The organism is Paraburkholderia rhizosphaerae (assembly GCF_004366595.1).
Classification (GTDB): Bacteria; Pseudomonadota; Gammaproteobacteria; order Burkholderiales; family Burkholderiaceae; genus Paraburkholderia; species Paraburkholderia rhizosphaerae.
In genome coordinates this window covers 84,634-106,211 of the sequence record NZ_SORE01000022.1, presented here as the reverse complement: position 1 = coordinate 106,211, position 21,578 = coordinate 84,634, and the positions used below count along the sequence as shown (strand labels likewise).

The 21,578-nt window shown below is 63.9% G+C and carries 18 protein-coding genes; 9 read left to right on the top strand and 9 right to left on the bottom strand.

Annotated elements, in window-relative coordinates:
* Window positions 1–51 precede the first annotated feature (51 nt).
* Together BX592_RS25190 and BX592_RS34015 are read right to left on the bottom strand one after the other, a co-directional pair.
* Window positions 52–510, bottom strand: coding sequence for a GNAT family N-acetyltransferase (locus tag BX592_RS25190; protein WP_134195721.1), 459 nt, complete (start codon window positions 508–510; stop codon window positions 52–54).
* 131 nt (window positions 511–641) lie between these two features.
* On the bottom strand, window positions 642–962 hold the full coding sequence (locus tag BX592_RS34015; protein ID WP_166676460.1) for a hypothetical protein: 321 nt from the start codon (window positions 960–962) through the stop codon (window positions 642–644).
* A gap of 44 nt (window positions 963–1,006) precedes the next feature.
* Between BX592_RS34015 and BX592_RS25185 the strand changes: the two genes are divergently transcribed.
* Both BX592_RS25185 and BX592_RS25180 read left to right on the top strand, forming a co-directional pair.
* Complete coding sequence (locus tag BX592_RS25185; protein WP_166676459.1) at window positions 1,007–2,401, top strand: dienelactone hydrolase family protein; 1,395 nt, start codon at window positions 1,007–1,009, stop codon at window positions 2,399–2,401.
* A gap of 179 nt (window positions 2,402–2,580) precedes the next feature.
* Window positions 2,581–2,985 carry a hypothetical protein gene (locus tag BX592_RS25180; RefSeq protein ID WP_134195717.1) on the top strand — a complete coding sequence of 135 codons (405 nt, stop codon included), beginning with the start codon at window positions 2,581–2,583 and terminating at the stop codon, window positions 2,983–2,985.
* 140 nt (window positions 2,986–3,125) lie between these two features.
* Here BX592_RS25180 and BX592_RS25175 read toward each other — a convergent pair whose 3' ends face one another.
* Window positions 3,126–3,386, bottom strand: a complete 261-nt coding sequence (locus BX592_RS25175; RefSeq protein ID WP_134195796.1) for a hypothetical protein — start codon at window positions 3,384–3,386, stop codon at window positions 3,126–3,128.
* A gap of 499 nt (window positions 3,387–3,885) precedes the next feature.
* Between BX592_RS25175 and BX592_RS25170 the strand changes: the two genes are divergently transcribed.
* The 6 genes from BX592_RS25170 (at window position 3,886) to BX592_RS25145 (ending at window position 12,262) form a co-directional block, all read left to right on the top strand.
* Entirely contained in the window at window positions 3,886–5,238 is a 1,353-nt protein-coding gene (locus BX592_RS25170) for a TAXI family TRAP transporter solute-binding subunit (RefSeq protein ID WP_134195715.1), read from the top strand.
* A 200-nt stretch (window positions 5,239–5,438) separates the two neighbouring features.
* A complete protein-coding gene (locus BX592_RS25165) occupies window positions 5,439–5,807 on the top strand; it encodes a superinfection immunity protein (RefSeq protein ID WP_134195713.1) in 369 nt (122 codons plus the stop codon).
* A gap of 220 nt (window positions 5,808–6,027) precedes the next feature.
* On the top strand, window positions 6,028–7,245 hold the full coding sequence (locus BX592_RS25160; protein ID WP_134195710.1) for an MFS transporter: 1,218 nt from the start codon (window positions 6,028–6,030) through the stop codon (window positions 7,243–7,245).
* A 127-nt stretch (window positions 7,246–7,372) separates the two neighbouring features.
* Entirely contained in the window at window positions 7,373–8,569 is a 1,197-nt protein-coding gene (locus tag BX592_RS25155; protein ID WP_134195696.1) for a cytochrome P450, read from the top strand.
* A 106-nt stretch (window positions 8,570–8,675) separates the two neighbouring features.
* Window positions 8,676–10,583: a tetratricopeptide repeat protein gene (locus BX592_RS25150; RefSeq protein ID WP_134195694.1), complete on the top strand. Its 1,908-nt coding sequence runs from the start codon at window positions 8,676–8,678 to the stop codon at window positions 10,581–10,583.
* Between the two features lie 182 nt (window positions 10,584–10,765).
* On the top strand, window positions 10,766–12,262 hold the full coding sequence (locus BX592_RS25145) for an amidohydrolase family protein (protein WP_134195691.1): 1,497 nt from the start codon (window positions 10,766–10,768) through the stop codon (window positions 12,260–12,262).
* A gap of 67 nt (window positions 12,263–12,329) precedes the next feature.
* Here the strand turns inward: BX592_RS25145 and BX592_RS25140 are convergent, their stop codons facing one another.
* From BX592_RS25140 to BX592_RS25120, 5 genes are all read right to left on the bottom strand, one after another.
* The gene (locus tag BX592_RS25140; protein WP_134195795.1) at window positions 12,330–13,838 is read right to left on the bottom strand and encodes an ABC transporter ATP-binding protein; all 1,509 of its coding nucleotides are present in this window, start codon (window positions 13,836–13,838) and stop codon (window positions 12,330–12,332) included.
* A 163-nt stretch (window positions 13,839–14,001) separates the two neighbouring features.
* The gene (locus BX592_RS25135; protein WP_166676457.1) at window positions 14,002–14,931 is read right to left on the bottom strand and encodes an ABC transporter permease; all 930 of its coding nucleotides are present in this window, start codon (window positions 14,929–14,931) and stop codon (window positions 14,002–14,004) included.
* A gap of 2 nt (window positions 14,932–14,933) precedes the next feature.
* Complete coding sequence (locus BX592_RS25130) at window positions 14,934–16,052, bottom strand: ABC transporter permease (protein ID WP_134195689.1); 1,119 nt, start codon at window positions 16,050–16,052, stop codon at window positions 14,934–14,936.
* 113 nt (window positions 16,053–16,165) lie between these two features.
* Window positions 16,166–17,263, bottom strand: a complete 1,098-nt coding sequence (locus BX592_RS25125) for a BMP family ABC transporter substrate-binding protein (protein ID WP_243849721.1) — start codon at window positions 17,261–17,263, stop codon at window positions 16,166–16,168.
* Window positions 17,264–17,386: 123 nt separating this feature from the next.
* Window positions 17,387–18,163 carry a GntR family transcriptional regulator gene (locus BX592_RS25120; RefSeq protein ID WP_134195685.1) on the bottom strand — a complete coding sequence of 259 codons (777 nt, stop codon included), beginning with the start codon at window positions 18,161–18,163 and terminating at the stop codon, window positions 17,387–17,389.
* 404 nt (window positions 18,164–18,567) lie between these two features.
* On the opposite strand from BX592_RS25120, the gene BX592_RS25115 reads away from it, so the two are divergent.
* Entirely contained in the window at window positions 18,568–19,554 is a 987-nt protein-coding gene (locus BX592_RS25115) for a polysaccharide deacetylase family protein (RefSeq protein WP_134195683.1), read from the top strand.
* A gap of 37 nt (window positions 19,555–19,591) precedes the next feature.
* Here the strand turns inward: BX592_RS25115 and BX592_RS25110 are convergent, their stop codons facing one another.
* Window positions 19,592–21,283: an alkaline phosphatase family protein gene (locus tag BX592_RS25110; protein ID WP_377681596.1), complete on the bottom strand. Its 1,692-nt coding sequence runs from the start codon at window positions 21,281–21,283 to the stop codon at window positions 19,592–19,594.
* Between the last annotated feature and the right edge of the window lie 295 nt (window positions 21,284–21,578).

Sequence of the window (21,578 nt, the reverse complement as noted above, 5' to 3'; positions counted from 1 at the left end):
CGCTCGCATGCCGGCGGTTGCGGTGTTCTTTATACCGACCGCGGCACAGCATCACCCCGCAACCGGCTTCGCCATCTCCGTCGTCGCCCCCCACCCGAGGCCTGCATAAAGGTCCCGCCCCGCATCGGTCGCATGAAGGATCGCAAACTGCACGCCGCGCCTCGCGAATTCCGCGTCGGCGCGCTGCATCAGTTCGTGCGCCAACCCTCTTCCGCGATACGCAGGCTCGACATAGACGTTCAGCACATAACCGCGCTGGTCCGAGCCCGGATGAGACGGATGCGGCGGCCAGTCGAGCAACATCAGGCCGATGCCCGCCACCGGATCACGACCGTCGGTCATCGCAAAACCGAAATATGTGCGGTTGCGCAAACGCGGGCGCAGCCATTTGCGGAAATGCGCGGTCATCGTTTGCAGCACGGCTTCGTCGCGGCCTGCTTCGCGGAACATCTGCTCGCGATGCCGGCAGATGAGTTCGAGATCCGTTTCTTCGAGCGCTCGCATTTCCATTCGATGCTTCTCCCCGATGCCGATCGGCATTCCCACCCCACTTCGGTTTTGCCGAAGTCTAGCATCGGGAATGCCAGATTGTGACCGCATCGCATCGTCATTAGCATCGCCGGCATGCATTCACTTCCACGTTAAGCGCCGCGCGTCACCCGCTTGCGTGCGCGATGGAGACCATGATGACCGCGCTGCTCGAAACGATCGGTTCCGTTGCCATGCTTGCCAGCCTTGCGACGCATGTATCGTCGTTGTGGCGCAGGTTGCGTGCGCGCTAGCGTCGGGCCGCTCGCCGGGTAGCGGCGGCACAGCGCAATCAAAACAAAAACCGACGCACTCCAGGTTTGCACTTCAGGTTTCAAGCGAATTCGTCGATATACATGTTCAGCGCGGCCACCCGCATCTGAAAATTTTCGCGAGACTTTTCGCTGGCTCTTTCGCAGATCGCTCGCGATCAAACCCGCTCACCATCAAACCGATAGAAACTGCAATGCGTCACACGATGACGCGACCGATCAAAGCCCTGCTGCTTTTATGCGCAGCGACTGGCGCGCTGAGCGTTGCGCCCGCGCCCGGCGAAGCGGCCACTCTGCCCGTCGCGCCGCTGAACGAACGCGTGCTGACCGTGCCGGTCGACGCGTCGCCTGCACCGGTGCGTCTGCAAGTCACCCTCTATATGCCGTCGCATGGCGGACCGTTTCCGCTGGCGCTGATCAACCACGGCGCGTCCGACAATCCCGCGCATGCACCACGCGTCGCCGACGAATTCATCCCTTACTACTTCCTGTCACGAGGCTACGCGGTCGCGATGCCGATGATGCGCGGCTATGCGGGCTCGGGTGGCCACCTGCGCCCGCATGGCTGCGACGTAATCGGCATCGGGCTCGACGCGGCGCACGACATCCGCAAAGTGCTCGACGTCGTGAAACAGCAGCCAGGCATCGATGCGTCGCGTATCGTCGTGGCGGGAAAAAGCATGGGTGGCTGGAACACGCTCGCGTTCGGCACGCTGAACTCACCCGATGTGAAGGGGTTGCTCGACTTTGCCGGCGGTGTCAAGGAAGGCGACTGCCCGACGCCCGACGCGAGCCTGATCAGCGCGGCTGCGCAACTAGGTGCACGCACACACTTGCGGTCGATCTGGTTCTACGGCGATAACGACGCGATATTCGCAACCGCGACGTGGCGGCAGATGTTCGCGCAGTACACCGCGGCGGGCGGCAGCGCGGAACTGGTCGACTACGGCGCGTTCCAGCAGGACGCCCATGCGATGACCGCATCCGGCGCCGGGCTGCCACTCTGGGTGCAAAAGGCCGATGCATTTCTGCGCAGCATCGGCATGCCGGGTGCCGAAACAGACCCGGCATATCTGCCGGGCCACGCACCCGCGTCGACCGCGTACGCGACCGTGAACGACCTGAAAGCGATTCCGTACCTGAGCGACGACCAGAAGGAAAAACTCTATCGTGGCTTTCTCGCCGCACCGCTGCCGCGCGCAATCGCAATCGGCGTAACCAACGGTTCATGGGCGTCGGGCGGCTTCGATCCGGCCGACACCGCGCTGACACGCTGCTGGCAAACCACGCAGTATTGCCAGTTGTATGCGGTGGACAACGCGGTCGTCTGGCCACGGCTCGCTGGCGCGCCACCAGCGACGAAGTTCGCGCCGCTTGCCGAAGTCTCGGCCGTCCCCTATCTGAACCCGCAGGGCCGCGCCGCATACGGCAAATTCCTCGCGATGAACCGGCCGCGCGCATTCGCGATCGCACCAGATGGCGCGTGGGGCGCGTCGTCGGGACTTGACCCGATCAACGGCGCGCTCGTTCAATGCGCGAACGGACACGCGGATTGCAAACTGTATGCGGTCGATAGCGATGTCATCTGGGGCGGCAAGTAATATCGCCAGCGCAGCGCGATGCCAATCCTGACGTCTTTGCCAGAAAGCACCTATCGATCGCCGCGAAAACACTTGACCTTCGTTCACGGGAATCATCGACACGCGTTGCTGTCGGAATCTCGCTTGCCGGTCGCGCGCATAGCGCAAGCGGCAGCCGCCTACGTTTCCGAGGATCCGCAATGAAACTGAGTTTCGTCCATCGATTCACCGTTCACGCAGCCGCACTGGCGCTCTCGCTTGCCGCTCTGGAGGCGGCCGGCGAGTCGCTGACCGAGCGCACCGCAAGCAACACCAATGGCATCCCGATCGGCGCGATCAAGCGAGATGCGCAAAAGATGCTCGAGGCGATCAGCGCTGAGCAGTACACCGGCAACGAGAACATCGGTTGGATGGCACAGGTCGTTCCGCACCGGGAAGACGGAATGGCTCGCGAAGACGAAGACGAAGACACGCGCGCGCGCACCGGCTCGCAAACCAACAGCGTTTTGCGCCTGCAGATGATCGCCGAACAGATCGCAACCGGCGAAGCAAAAGAAATCAGAGCGATAAAGCCCGTAACCGGCGACGCTCGCGTGCGCCCATAAACGCGCGCGTTTGCGCAATAGATGAAATAGATGACGATGAACCGATAACCAGCGCAATTCGCGCGGCGGACACTTATTCAGAATCGGCGTACCGCTCGCGACCGACACCCGAACGCCGTGAACGCCGCACACGCGCCGGTTCAGCCGACGTCGGCTTCGTCGATTTCCTTGCGCTCGCGCCGTTCTTCATTGCCGCGGCGTGCACGCAAACGCTGGTGGGACAGCCGTGCGATCACTTCGCCGGTGCTCGCGCCGGCGGGAATTTCGTTTCGGATCACCTTCGGCACCATGGGCAGGCCCTTGCGCTGCCGGCGAAGTGCCTTTGCGATGGCCGTCCGGCACGCCGGGCCATGGCAATCCCATTCGTCACGAATTCTCTCGCAGTAAGGGCACTTGTTCATAAGGGACAGTCTAACCGCAAATTCTCGTCCTTTCCGACGGGTCGCGACACTGGTCGTGCCCTGATAAACGACGCGCCTTGTCGGGTAAGGCTTCGTCACCGTCACGCGCATCTGCGGCACCTAGCCGCTCGAAAAGTCATCATTGTCATTTATGTCAATGATGACTATCGTACCGCTGTCGCACGGCATCGAAGTGAAATGCCGGCCTCATTCCATATCTCATGCGAATCGCGGCCGCGGGTCACATACCGATGGAAAACAGTCCGCAAGCGGTCGCGCATGCGCTGATCGGGTTCTTCGCGTAGCGAGGAGTCACTGGGAAAACGATGCAACGCGCGCGGGCGCGCTGCATCTCACACCCAGACACCCGGCACCCACCCCGCGGACCAACGCCGATACCGGGATGCGTTATGATCGTCGCGGCAGGCACTGGAACGCGGCACACGATCACGCATACCCCGCGCGTCACTCGCGCATAAGCCGATATCGGGGAGTGACAATGACAAAACGCGACCCCGCGTTGCACCGCATTCAGTCCGCGGAAATGACGCCCGCGCGCCGACGGCTGTTGATCGTCGTCGCGCTGCTCGCATTCGCCGCGCTCGTCTGGGCGGCATGGTCGATCGTCGAGCCCGCGGTCCACACCCGCATCGTGATCACCACCGGCGCCGACGAAGGCATTTACCGCGGCTTCGCCGAACACTACGCGCCGCTTCTGAAACGCAAAGGGATCACACTCGATATCCGCCCGTCATCCGGCGCGGTCGAAAACTATCAGCGTCTCGCCGATCCGAATAGCATTTACGAAGTCGGCTTTATCCAGTCCGGCACGGTCCATCCGAAAGAGTCCGACAACCTGCAGACCATCGCGGCGGTTTCGTATGAACCGCTCTGGGTGTTCTATCGCGGCGGCACGACAGTCGACCGGCTGGCGCAATTGCGCGGCAAGCGGATCTCGATTGGCGTACCGGGCAGCGGACTGCAGAATGTAGCGCTCGTTCTGCTCGGCTTCTCCGACGTCACACGCGACAACTCGACGCTGGTCGAAGTCGACGCCAACAACGCCTATCAAGGCCTCGAAAACGGCACGCTCGACGCTGCATTCTTTATCGGACGCCCCGATGCCCCAATGCAGCGAACTTTGCTGAACAGCAATCTGAAGCTGATGAACTTCGTGCAAGCGGACGCGCTGGTGCAAAAATTCCCGTCGCTCGCGAAGATCGTTTACCCGCGAGGCGCGACCAGCATCGCGAAAGACCTCCCGCCAGCCGATGTCACACTGCTTGGCGCGACCGCGCAACTAGTCGCGAAGGACACGCTGCATCCGGCGCTCGTCTATGTGCTGCTGGAGGCCGCGAAGACCGTGCACGGCGGCGAAGATTACTTCACGCCGGTCGGCGAATTCCCGAATCTGAACACCGCCGAGTTCCCGATTGCGGACGAAAGCACGCGCTACCTGAGATCAGGCCCGCCGTTTCTGCAGCGCTACTTGCCGTTCTGGCTGGCGAGCTTTATCGAGCGGCGCCTGCTGATCCTCGTGCCGTTTCTCGCGGTGCTGGTCGGCCTGCTGCAAGCGTTGCCGCGCATGCTCGAAGCGCGCATCAAGAAGCGTCTGATCGTCTGGTACCGTGAGCTGAAATCGCTCGAAGACGAAATCTGGACAACCACGCAGCCGACCGCCGAGCAAATTGCGCAATGGCGCGAAGAAATCGAAAGCATCGATGCGCATTCGGGACAAATCCGCTTGCCGCAGAAATACTTTCAGGACGTTTACTCGCTGAAGCAGGCGATTGCCGTTGTGCGCAACCGGATCATCCAGATCGCCGCTCACACGTCCCAATCGACGCGATAGCATCCGCGGCACCGTCACGGACAACCCGTCGCGGTTTGCCATTCCACACTGTCTCGCACGATTGTTCATAAAACCGCGATTGTGATTTGCGTCGCGGTCTCTTCCTTCGACACCTCGAACTCGCCTACATTTGATGCCAATGTACTCGCCGTTGCTGCAAGGGCAGCGAGGCAAGCTCAATCGGAAGAAGAGGTGATGCAATGACCAAATATGTCGAAGCAATCGGACTGATCGGCGCACTGGTGGTGTATCTGGTGCCATCGCTCGAAGCGGATGCGCGTGAACATCCTTACGCGCTCGCGATTACGCTGGTCAATGTCTTTCTCGGCTGGACCGTGATCGGCTGGTTCGCGGCGTTGCACGCGGCACGCACGCCGGAAGGCGGACAGCGGCTGACGCAGATTGCACGGACAGCACGGCTCGCGATTGCGCGCGGCACGATCGACAAACTCGTCGCGCATGCCCACCATCGCACGGCGTTTCGGCCACGATTCGCGCAGGCTCACGTGGCGGACGTGCGGGTGACGAAGACGCGCAGTACAAATCAGCGCGACTGGATGCGGAAGTAATTGGATGAAGCACGCCGCGCAACGGCGTGTTGCGGTGAATGCGTAGAGGAAGCGAATTGCGGTCGGCGAGTTTTTCGCCCGGCCGCTTTTTTATTGCACGGCCGCTTTGCCAAACTGCACTATCCCTTAGGCGCGGCAAGGTTTAAATCGCGCACGCAGCAGAAAATCGATCGATTGACGATAATCGAACGCTTTGTCTCCCACAGCAGACGGGTATTCGATGCAAACCGCCTCCGGCACGCCACGCGTGTTCCCCGCTTTCCTGCTTGTCGCGCTCGCGTTCCTCATCAACATGATGGGCACGACGCTACCGACCGAGGTCTACCGCTACTACCAGGCCGCCTACGGATTCACGCCGGCGACCATCACGGTGATCTTCGCGGTCTATGCAATCGGGGTGCTCGGCGCACTGCTGCTGGTCGGCAACTGGTCCGATCAGCTAGGCCGCAAACGGATGCTGACCTGCGGGCTGATCGCGTCGGCCGCATCGGCGCTCGTGTTTATCGTCAGCACCGGCCTGCCCGGACTGATGATGGCCCGCCTGCTATCCGGCGTCTCCGCGGGCATCTTTACCGGCACCGCGACCGTCGCGGTCATCGAGGCCGCACCCGCGAGATTGCGTCATCGGGCAACGCTCGCCGCCACCGCATCGAACATGCTCGGTCTAGGCTGCGGACCCGTGCTGAGCGGGTTGATTGTCGAGTATCTGCCGGCGCCGATGCGCACACCGTACGCGGTGCACATCGTGCTGATCGCGATCGCGCTGCTCGCGCTGCGCAGCGTGCCGGAAACCGCGCACCTCCCTGCTCAGGCGAAGTTGCGCATGCAACGTATTGCGCTACCACGGCCGGTGCGCGGCGCATTCGTGCCGGCCGCGCTATCGGGCTTCGCGGGCTTCGTCGTGGTCGGCTTCTTTACCGCGGTCTCACCGCAACTGATGCGCACCGTGCTCGGCTTTCATAGCGACGTCACGATCGGTCTCGTCGTATTTCTGCTGTTCGCTTCGTCGGCAGCCGGACAAGCCGCGCAAAGCCTGCTCGCGCCGTCATGGCGGCTACCGGCCGGTTGCATCGGCCTCATCGCCGGCTTGCTGCTGGTCGCACTCAGTACCATCGACGCCGCGAGCGGCGCGCTGCTCGCAGGCACCGTGTTCGCCGGGCTCGGCCAGGGCGCGAGCTTTCGCTCGGGTCTCGGCGAACTGACCGCGCGCAGCCCGGCCGATGCGCGCGCCGGCGTCACGTCCGCGTACTTTGTCGTGCTCTATGTCGCACTGTCGCTGCCGATCATTGGCCTGGGCATCGCGACGCAACGCACCGATATCCGGCACGCAACACTGCTGTTCGCGGCAGGCACGATTGTGCTGGTGATCGTCGCGATGGGCTTCCTGCTGCTCGGCAATCGCGATACGCGGCTCGACGCGAACGCAGCCGGAGAATGAGAATACGCACATCGTTGGGCGCGGTCGGGTCGAATTTAGCAAGGCGCAAGGAATAGCACGCGCGATCGAACGTTCTGGTCGGTATCGGTGGTTCGCCACCACTCCGCGACACGCATCGCTCACAATCATGAAACTCGCCGACTTCGCCACGCCATTGTTCCAGGCCAACCCGTATCCGACATATGAAGCGCTGCGCGCCGCAGGCCCGCTCGTGACGGTCGCGCCGAATTCGATGATTTCCGGCCATTACGACATCGTCGACAAGGTGCTGCACGACCGCCGCATGGTGCACAACTTCGAGGAGTCGGTGCGCAAACGCTACGGCGAAGACGGACTGAACCAGCCGGTGCTGCAGGGCCTGGGCCGGATGTTTCTGCTGATCAATCCGCCCGTGCATACGCGGCTGCGTAGCCTGATGATGAAGGCGTTCAACGCGCGGCAGATCGAATCGATGCGCAATATCGCGGAGGCGAGCGCGCAGCGTCTGATCGACCGCTTCGCGGGCAGTGGCAGCGTGGACCTCGTATCGGCGTATGCAAGGCCGTTTCCGATCGAGATCATCAGCCGGATGCTGGGCGTGCCGATCGAGCACGCGGACAAGCTCAGCGACGCGATGGAGCATCTCGCGAGAATGCTCGATGCGACGCCGGTGGATGCCGCACAGCTCGCCGCATCGAACGATGCGTACCAGACACTCGAACGCTTTTTCGCGGAGATCGTCGCAACCAGGCGCAAACAGCCAGGCGCCGATCTGATCTCAATGCTGATCACCGTTGAGGAAGATGGTGAGACGCTCAGCGAAGACGAGATTGTCGCGAATGTGATCCTGCTCTATCTCGCGGGCCACGAGACCACGTCGAACATGATCGGCAATGCGTTGATCGCGTTGCAGCGCCACCCGCAGCAGTTCGACGCGCTAAAACAGGATCTGACGAAACTGCCGAACGCGATCATGGAGTGCCTGCGCTTTGACGGCGCCGTGCAACTGGCCGGCCGCACCGCGAGCGAAGACACTGAAATTGCCGGCATTGAAGTACCGCGCAATACGCTGATCTATCTGTCGCTGGGCGCGGCGAACCGCGATCCGGCGAAGTTCGATCATCCGGATCGACTCGATATCGGGCGCGATCTGCCGCGCGTGATTACATTCGGCGGCGGCGTGCATCATTGCCTTGGCTATCGCCTCGCTCTGCTGGAACTCGAGACCGCACTCGGCGCGCTGCTATCGCGGCTGCCGGGGCTCGTGATCGACGGAATCGACCGCTTGCGCTGGAACGGCCGCACCAGCCTGCGCGGCGCTGCGTCGTTGTCCGCGCACTGGTAAGACCCGTCGGCACGCGGCGCGCGGAAGGCACCAGAAAGGCAGGCGGGCGATAATCCGACCTCACGCCCTTTCAGGGGCCTTTCCTTCGCCAGTCCGCTCGCCGCCCATGACGCCGTCTTCCGATGCACCGCCTAACGACGCACAACGCTTCCAGGCCGCCGTCCTGCTGTTCTCGAACCGGCGCGTCGCGGACGCGCTAAGCATCCTGCAACCGATCCTGCAGCAAAGCGAGCCCAGCCCAACGCGCGCATCGGCGCTGAATCTGGCCGGCGTCTGCGCGCTGAACCTCGGTCACCCGACGGATGCCGAACAATTCTGGCGGCGCGCGCTCGAAGACAAGCCGGACTACGCGGAGCCGCACTGCAACCTGGGCAGCCTGTTCCGGCGACTCGAGCGCATGCCGGAAGCGGAAGCGAGCTTCCGCGCGGCGCTCGCGTGCCGCGCGGACTACGTCGACGCGCACTACAACCTCGGGCTGCTGCTGCATCACGCCGGCCGTCTGGGGGAGGCGGAAGCCGCGTATCGCAGCGCGCTCACGCTCAGCCCGAAGCTCGCGACCGCGCACAATAACCTCGGCGCCGTGCTGCATGCACAGCGCCGGCTGGACGAAGCCCAGGCCGCTTTTGTGGAAGCGCTCGCCGGCAACCCGGAATACGGCGACGCGTATGTGAATCTCGGCAAACTGCTGATCGACCGCGAACGGCTGCAGGAAGCGGAGGTGATGCTTAGAGCTGCGGTGGTCGCGCAGCCGGAGCACGTACCCGCCCATCATCATCTCGGTTCGCTGCTGGCCCTACTCAAGCGCTTCGATGAAGCGGAACCGGTACTGCGTCACGCGCTCACGCTCGCGCCGCAAACACCGGAAATTCACACGAGTCTCGCGAGCACGCTGATTGAAACCGATCGCTACCTCGATGCCGAAGCGGCAAGCCGCACCGCGCTCGCGTTTCGCGACGACGATGTGAACGCGCTGCATACGCTCGGTATCGCGCTGAACCGGCAGGGCCGCACCGGCGAGGCCGAAGCCGTCTGGCGACGCGCGCTCGAGATCCAGCCCGCGCATGCAGCCGCGAAGTTCGGCCTCGCGACGCTGCTGCTACAGACGCAACGCTACGAAGAAGGCTGGCCGTTGTATGAAGCGCGCCACGAGCGAGGCGACGCCCAGAAGCGCGCAAGCGCGCCCGACGTGAGTTGCCCGCGCTGGCAAGGTGAATCGCTGCACGGCAAATCGTTGCTGATCTGGCGCGAGCAGGGCTTTGGCGACGCGCTGCAGTTCGGCCGCTATATCGCATCACTGAGAGCGCAAGGTGTCGCGCACCTTACGTTCGCGTGTCCGCCCCCGCTGAGCCGGCTATTTGCAAGTGTGCACGGCATCGACGCGGTGGTCGATACGCATGCGGCCGTCGCGCAGCGGCAGTATGACTACTGGACCTTTTTGCCTAGCGTACCGGGCCTGCTGCACGATAAAGCGCTCCCGCCCGCGCAATTCCTGACGCCCGACGCCGGGCTCGTCGACCGATGGCGCAGCCGGCTCGCAGGGCTCGCCGCGCGCAAGATCGGTCTCGTATGGAAAGGCAACGCGAAGCATGTGAACGACCATCACCGCTCGCTGCCGTCGCTTGAAACGCTCGCGCCGCTTTGGGGCACCGCGGACACGAGCTTTGTCAGCCTGCAAAAAGGAGCCGGCGAGGACGAAGCGAATTTCGCACCGGCGGACCAGCCGATTCTGCCGCTCGGCGCCGAGCTAACGGATTTCGCCGACACGGCGGCGGTGATCGCCCAGCTCGATCTGGTGATCTGCGTCGATACCGCGGTCGCGCATCTGGCCGGCGCGCTCGGCAAGGCTTGCTGGGTGATGCTACCCGCCACCGACAATGAATGGCGCTGGACGCGCGCCCAAACTGGGCCCGCGTCGCCGTGGTACGCGGATAACGTCCGCGCATTCCGCCAGACAGAGCCGGGCAATTGGGCGCAGGCGGTTCAAGCAATGCGGGCGGCGCTCGAAATGCGCTGAGCACTGGTACAGCGACGGCAACGAGCGCGGTCGATCACGCCATCATCACACGCTTGACGTGCTGACCAACGTACGTCGCCCTTTTTTGCCCAGTTAAAATCGAACGCATCAACGCTGCTGGCGCCACGCCGATCCCCCTTTCGCGCGACGCCTCCGCCCCAAACAGGTAGAAGCCCTCGCCGATGAGCACCGCAATCGACTGCACCTGGCTACTCGCCGACCCCGGCACACAAGCGGCGCAAGCCGACATGCGCATCGCGATCGACAACGGCCGCATTGCCACGCTCACCGCATCGCCCACCACGATCACGCCGACGTCGCCGCGACGCGTCGCGCTACCCGCGCTCAGCAACGCACACGATCACGGCCGCTACCTGCGCAGCGCGAGCGTCGGCGCGTTCGACAAGCCGCTCGAAAGCTGGCTGCCGTTCATGGGTCTGGTCCCCGGCGCCGATCCGTACCTCAGCGCGGCCGCCGCATTCGCGCGTTCGGTGCGCCACGGTGTCGCGAATCTGATGGTGCATTACACGCGCGTGCAAGGCGGCATGCCGTACGTCGACGAAGCGCGCGCGGTCGCACGCGCGGCACGTGACGTCGGCAACCGCATCGGCTTCGCGCTCGCGCTGCGCGACCGGCACGGCATCGCGTATTGCGACGATGCGACCGCGCTTGCCGCGCTGCGCCCGTCGATTCGCGACGCGGTGGCCGCAAGATTGGCCGTCAAACCGGTGTCCGCCGCGCAACAGCTCGCACTCGTCGACGACGTCGCGCAGATGGTCGACGAAGAAGGCTACGGTGAGCATGTGACGGTGCAATACGGCCCGACCGGTGTGCAGTGGTGCTCGACAGCGCTGCTCGAGGCGATTGCGCAAGCATCGGCCGAGCATGACCGTCCGGTCCACCTGCATCTGCTGGAAACGCGCTATCAGCGAGAATGGGCCGATCGCACGCATCCCGAAGGGATCGTCCGCTTTCTGGACGACATCGGTTTGTTGAGCCCGCGGCTCACGCTTGCGCATTGCGTGCATGCGCGCGCCGATGAGCTGGAACGCCTCGCCGAACGCGGCGTGACGATCGCGATCAACACGAGCTCGAACCTGTATCTGAAGTCCGGCATCGCGCCGGTGCCCGACATGCTTCGGCATGGCTGCCGTGTGGCGCTCGGCCTCGACTGCACCGGCACCGACGAGGACAACGATGCGCTGCGCGAAATGCGCCTCGCGTACCAGTTGCACCGCGGCTGGGGTTTCGACGTGACGATGGATCGCGCGCAGTTGTGGGCATTCGCCGCGCAACACGGCCGGCGCAGCGTGCTCGGCGCGGCCGCCGACAAGCAGCCGGGCGGCCGGCTCGCACCCGGCGCGGCCGCCGATCTGGTGCTGCTCGACTGGGATGCGCTCGACGACGACGGCCTGCTCAACCTCGACCCGCTCGACCTGCTGCTTGCGCGCGGCAGCGGCGCGCATATCGATCAGGTGGTGATCGGCGGGCGAACCGTGGTCGCGCAAGGCCGCGCATGCGGCGTCGACGAAGCCGCTGTGCGCGCTGAACTGATCGGACAGCTGCGCACCAGCATCGCCGCGCAGCCGTCAGTGCATGCGTGGCATCAGACGCTTGATGCGTTGTCGGAAGACCTCGGCCCGTTCTACATGAAAAGCGCGTGGCACGGCTGCTGCTGAACATTGCACGCGACGCGCCGCAACGCGCGGGCAACGCGACGCGATCCAGTCGCGATCACGATCAGGCTCAGCGCGCCTCAACCGCTACCGCCACTTCGCCCGCCATCGCCCGCGCGATCGTTGGCTGATCCGTCTGCTGCGCGGGCGCGTCGTACACGATGCGCCCTTCGCTCATCACGACGATCCGGTCCGCGAGTTCGACGATTTCGTCGAGGTCTTCGGAGATCAGCAGCACCGCGGCACCACGATTGCGCTGCTCGACGATACGCGCGCGGATCTCAGCCGCCGATGCGAAGTCGAGACCAAAACACGGGTTCGCGACAATCAGCACGTCGACATCGCCGGACAGCTCGCGCGACAGGATCGCGCGCTGCACGTTGCCGCCGGACAGGTTGCTGATCGGCTCGTCAGGCGATGCGGTCTTCACGCGATACGCGGCGATCAGGCGCTGCGCATACCGGCGAATGCGCGCCGGCGACAGCCATCCGCCCGGAGCGCGCAATCCCGGCTGGTCGAACACGCGAAACGCGATATTTTCGGCCACCGACATATGGGCGACCGCGGCATTGCGCAACGGCTCCTCGGGCAAGCAGAACACCTTGCCCGCGCGCATTTGCGCGCGCTGTGGCTGGTACGCGCGGCCGTCGACGAAAAGTCGTCCGCCGCTGGCTTGACGCTGCCCCGACAACACCTCGACGAGCTCCGCCTGGCCATTACCCGACACGCCGGCAATGCCGACCACTTCACCAGCCCGCACCGTGACGCTCACATCGCGCACCGCCGGCACGCCATCGTCATCGTCCGCGCTGACCCGCTCGAGCGCGAGCGCAACCGGCTGCACCGCGAAATCCCATCGGTGACGCGGCGCCGCTTCACGCAGCGTCGCGTCGCCGACCATCATCCGGCTCATCGCGTCGACCGACAGTTCGCCGACCATGCCCGCGCCCGCCAGCTTGCCGCGCCTGAGCACGCTCACTTCATCTGCGTACTGCATCACTTCGCGAAACTTGTGGCTGATCATGATCACCGTCAGCCCTTCGCTGCGCGTCAGCGAACGCAGCAGCGACAGGACCTGGTCGGCCTCGGCGGGTGTCAGCGCCGACGTCGGTTCGTCGAGAATCAACAGACGCCGCGCCAGATACAGCTGTTTCAGAATTTCGAGCTTTTGCCGTTCGCCCGCCGCAAAGCTTGCGACCGGCCGATCAAGCGGCAAGCCGAACGGCATCCGCTCAAGAAACGCGTGCAGCGTCGCCTTCTCGGCGCGCCAGTCGATCAGCGCCGGCACATCGGCGCGCGCCATCACGAGGTTCTCTGCGGCCGTGAGCGACGGCACCAGCGTGAAATGCTGATAGACCATCCCCATGCCGCGTCGATGCGCGTCACGAATGCCGTCGATCGTGACCTCGCGATTGTCGAGCAGGATCTGGCCGCGCGTCGGCCGATGTTCGCCCATGATGCATTTCACCAGCGTCGACTTGCCCGCGCCGTTCTCGCCGAGCAGCGCGTGGATCGTGCCGGCGCGAACCTTGATCGATACGTCGTCGAGCGCGACGTGTGCGCCGAAATGCTTCGACATCCCGACCGTTTCGAGCGCAAGGCCGGCACGCGCCGATCTGCCGCCAACGTGCGGCGTGGAAGGGACAGCAGATAAAAGAGTCATCGTCTAAACCTCGAACCGGATCGTGCACGTCGCGCAGCGCGTCCGCCCCGCTCGCCGCACACGCCCGGACTTGCATTGATCAGCGGCGCGAAATCGACAATTCGGCCGGTACGCCCTTCATATTGCGGCGCGGTGACGACGACGCGACCAGCACCACGAGTGTCAGCAGATACGGCGCCGCATTGAAAAAGTAGTAGCCGGAAGTCAGACCGACACTCTGCAGCGCCGGCCCGATCGCACCGGCCGCGCCGAACAGCAATGAAGCGCCGACGCACGCGAGCGGACGCCAGCGCGCGAAGATCACCAGCGCGACGGCCATCATTCCCTGCCCGGACGACAAGCCCTCGCTCCAGCTGCCTGGGTACGACAGCGACAGAAACGCACCGCCGACGCCCGCCATCAACCCGCCGAGCGCGGTGACCAGCAACCGCACGCGGTCCACCGAATAGCCGGCCGCGCGGGTTGCGGCCGCGGAATCGCCGCACATGCGCACGATCAGCCCCCAGCGCGTGCGCCGCAGCGCCCACGCGCAAACAGCCGCCAGCACGATGCCGATCACGAACAGCGGGTTGATCTGCAACGCGGCCTGCACCTGCGGCAGCGTGGACCACGCGCCGAGCGCGAGCGACGGCAGATGCGGCGCATCCGGCTGGATATACGGCTTGCCGAAAAAGAACGCGAGGCCGGTGCCGAACAGCATCATCGCAATGCCGATCGCAATGTCGTTCACGCGCGGCAGCCGGCAGATCGCGCCATGCAGCGCGCCGAACGCGGCGCCCGCCAATCCCGCGCACAGCGTGCCGAGCCACGGCAAATGCGTGTGATAGCTGACCGCATAAGCCGCCATCGCGCCGAATACGAGCGTGCCTTCGAGGCCAAGATTGATCCGCCCTGACTTCTCGGTCAGGCATTCGCCGACGCTCACAAACAGGAATGGCGTCGACACGCGGATGGCGCCCGCGAGCATCGCGAGCGGTACGGTCCAGATACCGATATCCGTAGCAGTCATGTTCAGTTTCCTTCGATGCCGGGTTCGCTGCGCGGCGCGCGGAAGATCGCAAAACGCCCATACAGCGTCTCGCTAACGAGCAACACTACGAACAGCGTGCCTTGCAGCAGCAGCACAGTCGCGTCCGGTAAATCGAGCCGCCGCTGGATCAAACCGCCTGCCGCCGAAATGCCGCCGACGAGTATCGCGACCGGCACGATCGCCAGCGCGTTATGGCGTGCGAGAAACGACACGAGAATGCCGGAAAAGCCATAGCCCGCGGCCAGCGATGCGTTTGCACGCCCTTGCACCGCGGCGACCTCGAAATAGCCAGCGAGGCCCGCGCAAGCGCCGGCCAACGCGCAGGCCGTGACGATCAGCCGGCCTACCGGCAAGCCCTGCGCGCGCGCCGCGCGCAGGTTGCCGCCGGTGAGCCGCGCGGCAAAACCAAACGTCGTGCGACGCATCAGCAGCCACGCGACCAGCGCGAGCGCGATGCTCGCCGCGAGCCCCCAATGCACGCTCGTGCCGGGTATGTTGCCGACCATGTTCGCGTCGCCGATCGGCCGCGTCGACGACTTGATCGAACTGGCCGGATCGCGCAATGGTCCTTCGACGAAGAAGTTCATGATCGCAATCGCGAGATAGGACATCAGCAGGCTCGAGATGGTCTCGTTGGCGCCGCGAAAATGCCTGAGCGCGCCGACCAGGCCGATCCATGCGGCGCCGCTCGCGAGCGCCGCGGCGACCATCGCCAGCATCACGAGCGCCGGCGGCCCGCCGCCGTTGAACGGCAGCGCCGCGCAGGCGGCCGCGAAGCCGCCCAGCACGAGCGCGCCCTCGCCACCGATCACGACGAGGCCGAGTTGCGCCGGTATCGCGACGGTCAACGCGGTGAACACGAGCGGCGCCGCGCGCACCAGCGCGTTCTGCAGCGAGAACGCAGTGCCGAAGCCACCGCGCCATAGCAGTTCGAAGAATTCAAGCGGCGAAGTGCCGAGCGCGAGCAGCAGCAGCGAAAAAAGCACGGCGGCGCCGCATACGGCCAGCGCCGAAATCGTCAGCATTTCCGCGCTTTGCCGTAGCGGCATGAACCGGTCGCGGCGGTGCTGAAACACACCGGCGGTGAGCGGCTGAGTCATATTGGGTGTAGCGGATTGCGTCCGATCGCTTGCCATAAATCAGGTTGCAGATAAGTCATTTCATACGCCACGGAGCCGGCCCGCTGCACGCGAACCGGTCCGCGCAAGCGACATCACGCGATCGAGCCGACCACGCCTTCGACCAGGTAATTGGTCTGCTCGAGGAACGGATCGTAGTTGCCGTACGTCTTGTCGATCACGATCTTGCCGGTATTGCTGCGAATCGGACCGACGTACACCGGCTTGCCCGCTTTCAGGTCGGCAATCGCCGCGAGGGCGGCCGTGCGCGCCTGCGGCGTCGCGCCCGCGCCGAATGGTGTGCTCGCAACCAGATCCTTGTCGTAGCCGCCGGCCAGCACGTTCGGCAGTTTGCGTCCCGCGGCGATGTCGGCGGCGTAGGCCTTGTACGCGGTCTCCCACTTCGCTTCGGCTCCGGTAATAAAACCCTTCGGCGCCAACGCGGCTTGGGATGTGTTGTGGCCGCAACTTTTCGCGCCATGCTGCTCGGCCGTTTCGACGACCACCTTCGGGCTGTCGACGTGACACGCAATCACATCGCAACCACCCGAGATCAACGCATTGGTCGCTTCCGCCTCGCGCACCGGCAACGACCAGTCGCCGGTAAAGATCAGCTTGACCTTGGCATTCGGATTCACCTTGCGCACGCCGAGCGTGAACGAGTTGATCGTGCGCAGTACGATGCCCACCGGCTTGGCCGCGACGTAACCGATCATGTTGGTCTTCGTCGACAGCCCGGCAGCCACGCCATTCACGTAGTGCCCCTGATCGCGATACGCGAAATAGCCGCCGAGGTTCGCGGGATGTTTCGCCGGGTCCCACAGCTTGCTCGCATGGCGGAACTGCACGTTCGGATATGCGCGCGCGAGATCGACCATGTACGGGTCGAAATAACCGAACGACGTGCCGAGAATCAGCGACGCGCCGTCGAGCTGGATCATCGACTCCATTGTTTTACGCACCGCAATCGTTTCGGGCACGTTCTCTTCTTCGACCACATTGACGTTCGGCAGCGAACGCAACGCCTGGGCGGCCACCGCATGCGACTGGTTCCAGCCGAAATCGTCGCGCGGGCCGACGTAGACGATACCGACCGTCAGCTTGTCTTTCGCGGCCGCGATGCGCGGCATCACGCCGGCCGCAAGCCCGATCGCGCCTGCGCCGGACAGGGTGAGAAAGTGTCGACGATTCATCTGCTGCTTCATGGGTGCTTCGCTCCAGGCAATGAGTGTGTTCGGGCGTGTGGGAGTCACGCGTCGAGTCGGGTCGAGGTTGCTATGCGGTTGCTATGTGTTTGCTGCGGGCTTATGGCAACGTCATTTGCTGCGCGCGCGATTTGCCGCTGCCGTTGCGCGCGGGTTGGACGATGCCGCGCGTGCGCTTGGCGCGGGTTTGTCGGGTGGCGAGAATGCCGTCGAATAGCGGCCGAGTATTTCGACCACGTCATGCCGCTCTTCATCCGGAGGATCGACCAGCGAGCGCGCTTCAAGCGCTTCCAGGTGCTCGCGCATCAACTGCTGCGCACGGCTGGCGTCGCGCTTGCGCAGTGCGTCGATTAGCGTGCGGTGCTCGCGCATCCCGCACTCCTGCGACGGCTCATGTCCATGCACCGCGAGGATCAGCGAGCAACGCGACACCACCTCGGACACATAGCGCTCCATCAACGGATTGCCGGTCAATTGCGCAAGCAGCAGATGGAATTCGCTCGCGATGCGCAACTCGAGCTTCGCGCTGCCCGCGCCGAGCGTGGCCTCTTCGGCGCGCACATGTTCATCGAGCAGCGCGGCGAAATGCGGCTGCCAGTTCAGAGCGACCAGACGCACCACCTCGACTTCGAGACAACGGCGCACGTCGAATACCGCCTTCGCTTCTTCACGGCTCGGCCGTGCAACGGTTGCGGTGCGCTTGTTGCCCGTGTCGATCAGCCCTTCGTTCGCGAGGCGCGCGAGTGCCGCGCGGATCAGCGTGCGGCTTACGCTGAAATGCGCGGCAAGCGCATCTTCGGGCAGCTTCGTGCCCGGCACGAGCGCCTGCTCGACAATGGCCTGCCGCAACGACAGATACGCAACATCGGCACGACTGACTGGCTTCATGAAAGAAAGCGGTAAGAGAACTGGAATGGTCGCGCACCACCGCGCATCGACCAGTAAGTGGACGCGACAGTTCGCAACTTGTATGCCAGGCAGATACGTCAAGGATACGAAACGCGCGGCTGACGCATACAGGAATGAGCTTGCGATGTCCGGGCGTCGACTGGACACAGTGAATCGAGCGTCGCGCACGCACCGCGTTACGCCCACTTTTGGCGCGTACGATGCGCCATCGCGGCGAATCGGCACCCCGTTTTGGTACACCGTTTTGACGGGTTGCTGCATACGCCAAAACCACGTATTGTCGACAGCGATTTTTAGTCAGGGATACAACACATCGAACACGATGCGTACATGCGTTCCCTGGCTAGTGGTTGAACGCTTCCTTTCATTGCTCTTCATCTTTTATGAACGAAACCCGCTGTGTCCATGCAGCCCAGCAGACCGAATTCGGTCCGCTCACTACCCACGGCCGCTTCCCTTACCGGCCGATCACGGACACCGATGCATTCCGCTGGCCCGGCGACAAAACACTCGCGGTCTATCTCGGCTTCAACATCGAGCACTTCGCGTTCGGCGGCGGACTCGGTGCGGCACTGGGCCCGGTGTCGCCCGAGCCGGACGTGCTGAACTACAGCTGGCGCGAATATGGCAATCGGGTCGGTGTGTGGCGTTGCCTCGAACTGTTCGATCAGCTTGATATGCCGGCAGGCGTGTTGATCAATACGTCGCTGTACGACCATTGCCCGGAAGTGATCGATGCGTGCGTCGCGCGCGGCGACGAGTTGATCGGACATGGCCATACGAACTCGCAACGGCAAAGCACACTCAGCGAAGCGGACGAACGCGCGCTGCTCGTGCATTGCCGCGACCGGATCGCCGCGCATACGGGCACGCCACCGGCCGGCTGGCTGTCGCCCTGGATTTCCGAGTCGCATGTCACGCCCGACCTGCTCGCGCAGACCGGCTATCGCTACACGCTGAACTGGTGTCACGACGATCGACCGGTGCCGATGGCCACGCGCGGCGGCCCGCTATGGTCGATTCCGTATCCGCAGGAATTGAACGATCTGCCGATGATGATCGCCCGTCATCTGGACGGCCGCGCGTTCGCCGACATGATCATCGATCAGTTCGACGAAATGCGCGATCAGGTGCGCTCGGACCGGCATCCGCAGGCGCTCGTGATGGGCATCGCACTGCATCCGTATCTGGTCGGGCAGCCTTACCGGCTACGTCACTTGCGGCGCGCGCTGCAGCATATCGCCGCGGCGCGCGCACAAGGCGACGTGTGGATCACGACGCCCGGTGCGATCGCGCGTCATATGGACGCGATGCAAAGCGCGGGACTCGTGCGCAGCGTCACGCCGCCGCACGATTTGCAGGCGGGCTGACGCCCGTCAGGGTCGAATCGTCACGCGAAAGCAGTGCTTAAAAGCGGTCGCGATCGAATTGCGGCAGCACCGGCGTCCCCTCCAGCGCGACCGAATGCAGCAGTTCAGGCTCGAGACCCAGCACATGAAGGATCGACGGCGCGACCTGCGTGGTGAGCACCGGCTGATCGATCGTGCGTCCCGTATCGTGCGCGTGCGGCACATAGACCACCAGCCCAAGGTGACTGTCGTCCGGCGCGTTGCCGCCGTGCTCTTCGTCCTTCGAAGTGCTCGTCGTATAGATCACGCCAGGATTCGGCTGCACGATGATGTCCGGCGTACGGCCGAGCGCCGGGTTGCCGAAGCGCGCGGCGAGTGCCGGGCCGGACAGGATATACGCTTGCGGACCGTCTGCGCAGATGCCCGGCGCGTTGCAACTCAGGTTGGCCTTCAACGTCTTCACGACCGTCGCGGCCTGACTCTGATCGCGCAGCCAGATCAGGCCGACGTCGTCGGTCTGCACAAAGCCGGTATCGACAAGACCGCTACCGTCATTCAGATTGCCGCTCTTCGTGGCGGCCTGACCGAAGTTGCCGTTCGGGTCGAGGAAGTTGTTCGCTTCGAGCAGCTTCGTTAGCGTGTCGCCGTTTTTCACGAGCTTCGTGTGATCGGTCGGCGATTGGCCATGCTTCGACGTAACGATAATCGCGGTCGAATCATAGAGGCCACGCTGCTTGAGTTCAGTCACGACGCGCGCCAGCGAGTTGTCGATATAAGTAATCGCGGCTGCCACCTGCGGCCCCGGCGTAAAGTCGGCATCCAGATAACCGCCGCCGCTCGCGACCGGCGCCTTCTGCGCGACGCTCAACGTCTGGAAGTCGGCGCCGAATACCGTCGGCACGTCTGCGTTCGATTTCCCGGTCGAGTCCTTACCGTCAATCTCGTTCAGCATTTCCTGCACGTGGAAATTGTCGAATGTTTCGGTATGCGTGAAGACATCCGTATAGTCGGTCTTCGTCGCAGCGTCGATCGAGTTGATCTCGGTGCGTGCGAGATCGTCGACGCCCACGCCCGATGGACCGTTCAGCCAGTCGTAGCCCCATGCATGCTTGTCCGCCCACGCGGTACGCGAGCCGCGCATGTTCTGCTTGACTACCTCGAACAGCGTATTCGTCTTCACATAGTTGTGCGGGAATACCGGCTGGCAAACGCCGCCGATCTTCGCATGCGGAATCGCCTGCGGGTTGAACGCGCCGCCGCCGTCGAGATGAGTCAGCGCGCCGCCGTTCTGCGCATCGATGCCGGTGGTTTCGTCGAACACCACATTCCAGCCTTGTTTGCCGGTGCACTGCGTGTCGGACGGCGCATACAGCGTGCGGTCATATGACACGTCGTAAAAGAGACCCGCCGTCTTCGGCGAACCGCCGGTCACGAGTGCGGCAAGACCCGGGAACGAGTCCGACAAGCCGGGTGTGTGCGCGTTCGTGTAGGTCGTGCCCGCTTTCGCAAGCAACGCGAGGTTCGGGCACGCATTCGACCCGATACAGCGCGCGACATCCTGCTGATGCAAGCCGTCGAAGCTGATCAGCAGCACATGTTTCACCGGACCATGGCCGTTGCCTTGTCCACTGGCATGACCCTGCCCGTGACTGTTTCCGTCCTGATCCTGTCCGCCCATCGCCGCCGCGCTCGCCGCATGCATCGCGGCAAGCGACATCGCAACGGCGCCGATCATGTACCGCACACGCATCGATTTCCCGGTCGTTCTCATAGTTCCATCCTTTCAGGGGTTGATGAAGTAACACTTGGTAATCGATGACGAATGTGCAGCGCGAGAAAGGCGTTTCCGTGATTTATCGCTTTCATATTGCTGAATTACGCGGATCAGCGGCGTTTGTGCAACAACGCGCGGTGCTTAAGGTTCTGTTAAGCGGCGCGCGAGTGCGGAGATTGCGCGGCTCGTCAAGGAATTTGCGCGACCTGATAAGCGTTATCCGCTGTGCAGTGCAGTCGCGTCGCGTGACAGGTCACGGCGCGGTCACGTC

Coding starts and splice junctions, on each gene's coding strand:
- BX592_RS25190 (WP_134195721.1), bottom strand. CDS start 510: ATGGAAATGCGAGCGCTCGAAGAAACGGATCTCGAACTCATCTGCCGG.
- BX592_RS25185 (WP_166676459.1), top strand. CDS start 1,007: ATGACGCGACCGATCAAAGCCCTGCTGCTTTTATGCGCAGCGACTGGC.
- BX592_RS25180 (WP_134195717.1), top strand. CDS start 2,581: ATGAAACTGAGTTTCGTCCATCGATTCACCGTTCACGCAGCCGCACTG.
- BX592_RS25175 (WP_134195796.1), bottom strand. CDS start 3,386: ATGAACAAGTGCCCTTACTGCGAGAGAATTCGTGACGAATGGGATTGC.
- BX592_RS25170 (WP_134195715.1), top strand. CDS start 3,886: ATGACAAAACGCGACCCCGCGTTGCACCGCATTCAGTCCGCGGAAATG.
- BX592_RS25165 (WP_134195713.1), top strand. CDS start 5,439: ATGACCAAATATGTCGAAGCAATCGGACTGATCGGCGCACTGGTGGTG.
- BX592_RS25160 (WP_134195710.1), top strand. CDS start 6,028: ATGCAAACCGCCTCCGGCACGCCACGCGTGTTCCCCGCTTTCCTGCTT.
- BX592_RS25155 (WP_134195696.1), top strand. CDS start 7,373: ATGAAACTCGCCGACTTCGCCACGCCATTGTTCCAGGCCAACCCGTAT.
- BX592_RS25150 (WP_134195694.1), top strand. CDS start 8,676: ATGACGCCGTCTTCCGATGCACCGCCTAACGACGCACAACGCTTCCAG.
- BX592_RS25145 (WP_134195691.1), top strand. CDS start 10,766: ATGAGCACCGCAATCGACTGCACCTGGCTACTCGCCGACCCCGGCACA.
- BX592_RS25140 (WP_134195795.1), bottom strand. CDS start 13,838: ATGTCGAAGCATTTCGGCGCACACGTCGCGCTCGACGACGTATCGATC.
- BX592_RS25135 (WP_166676457.1), bottom strand. CDS start 14,931: ATGACTGCTACGGATATCGGTATCTGGACCGTACCGCTCGCGATGCTC.
- BX592_RS25130 (WP_134195689.1), bottom strand. CDS start 16,052: ATGACTCAGCCGCTCACCGCCGGTGTGTTTCAGCACCGCCGCGACCGG.
- BX592_RS25125 (WP_243849721.1), bottom strand. CDS start 17,263: ATGAATCGTCGACACTTTCTCACCCTGTCCGGCGCAGGCGCGATCGGG.
- BX592_RS25120 (WP_134195685.1), bottom strand. CDS start 18,163: ATGAAGCCAGTCAGTCGTGCCGATGTTGCGTATCTGTCGTTGCGGCAG.
- BX592_RS25115 (WP_134195683.1), top strand. CDS start 18,568: ATGAACGAAACCCGCTGTGTCCATGCAGCCCAGCAGACCGAATTCGGT.
- BX592_RS25110 (WP_377681596.1), bottom strand. CDS start 21,283: ATGCGTGTGCGGTACATGATCGGCGCCGTTGCGATGTCGCTTGCCGCG.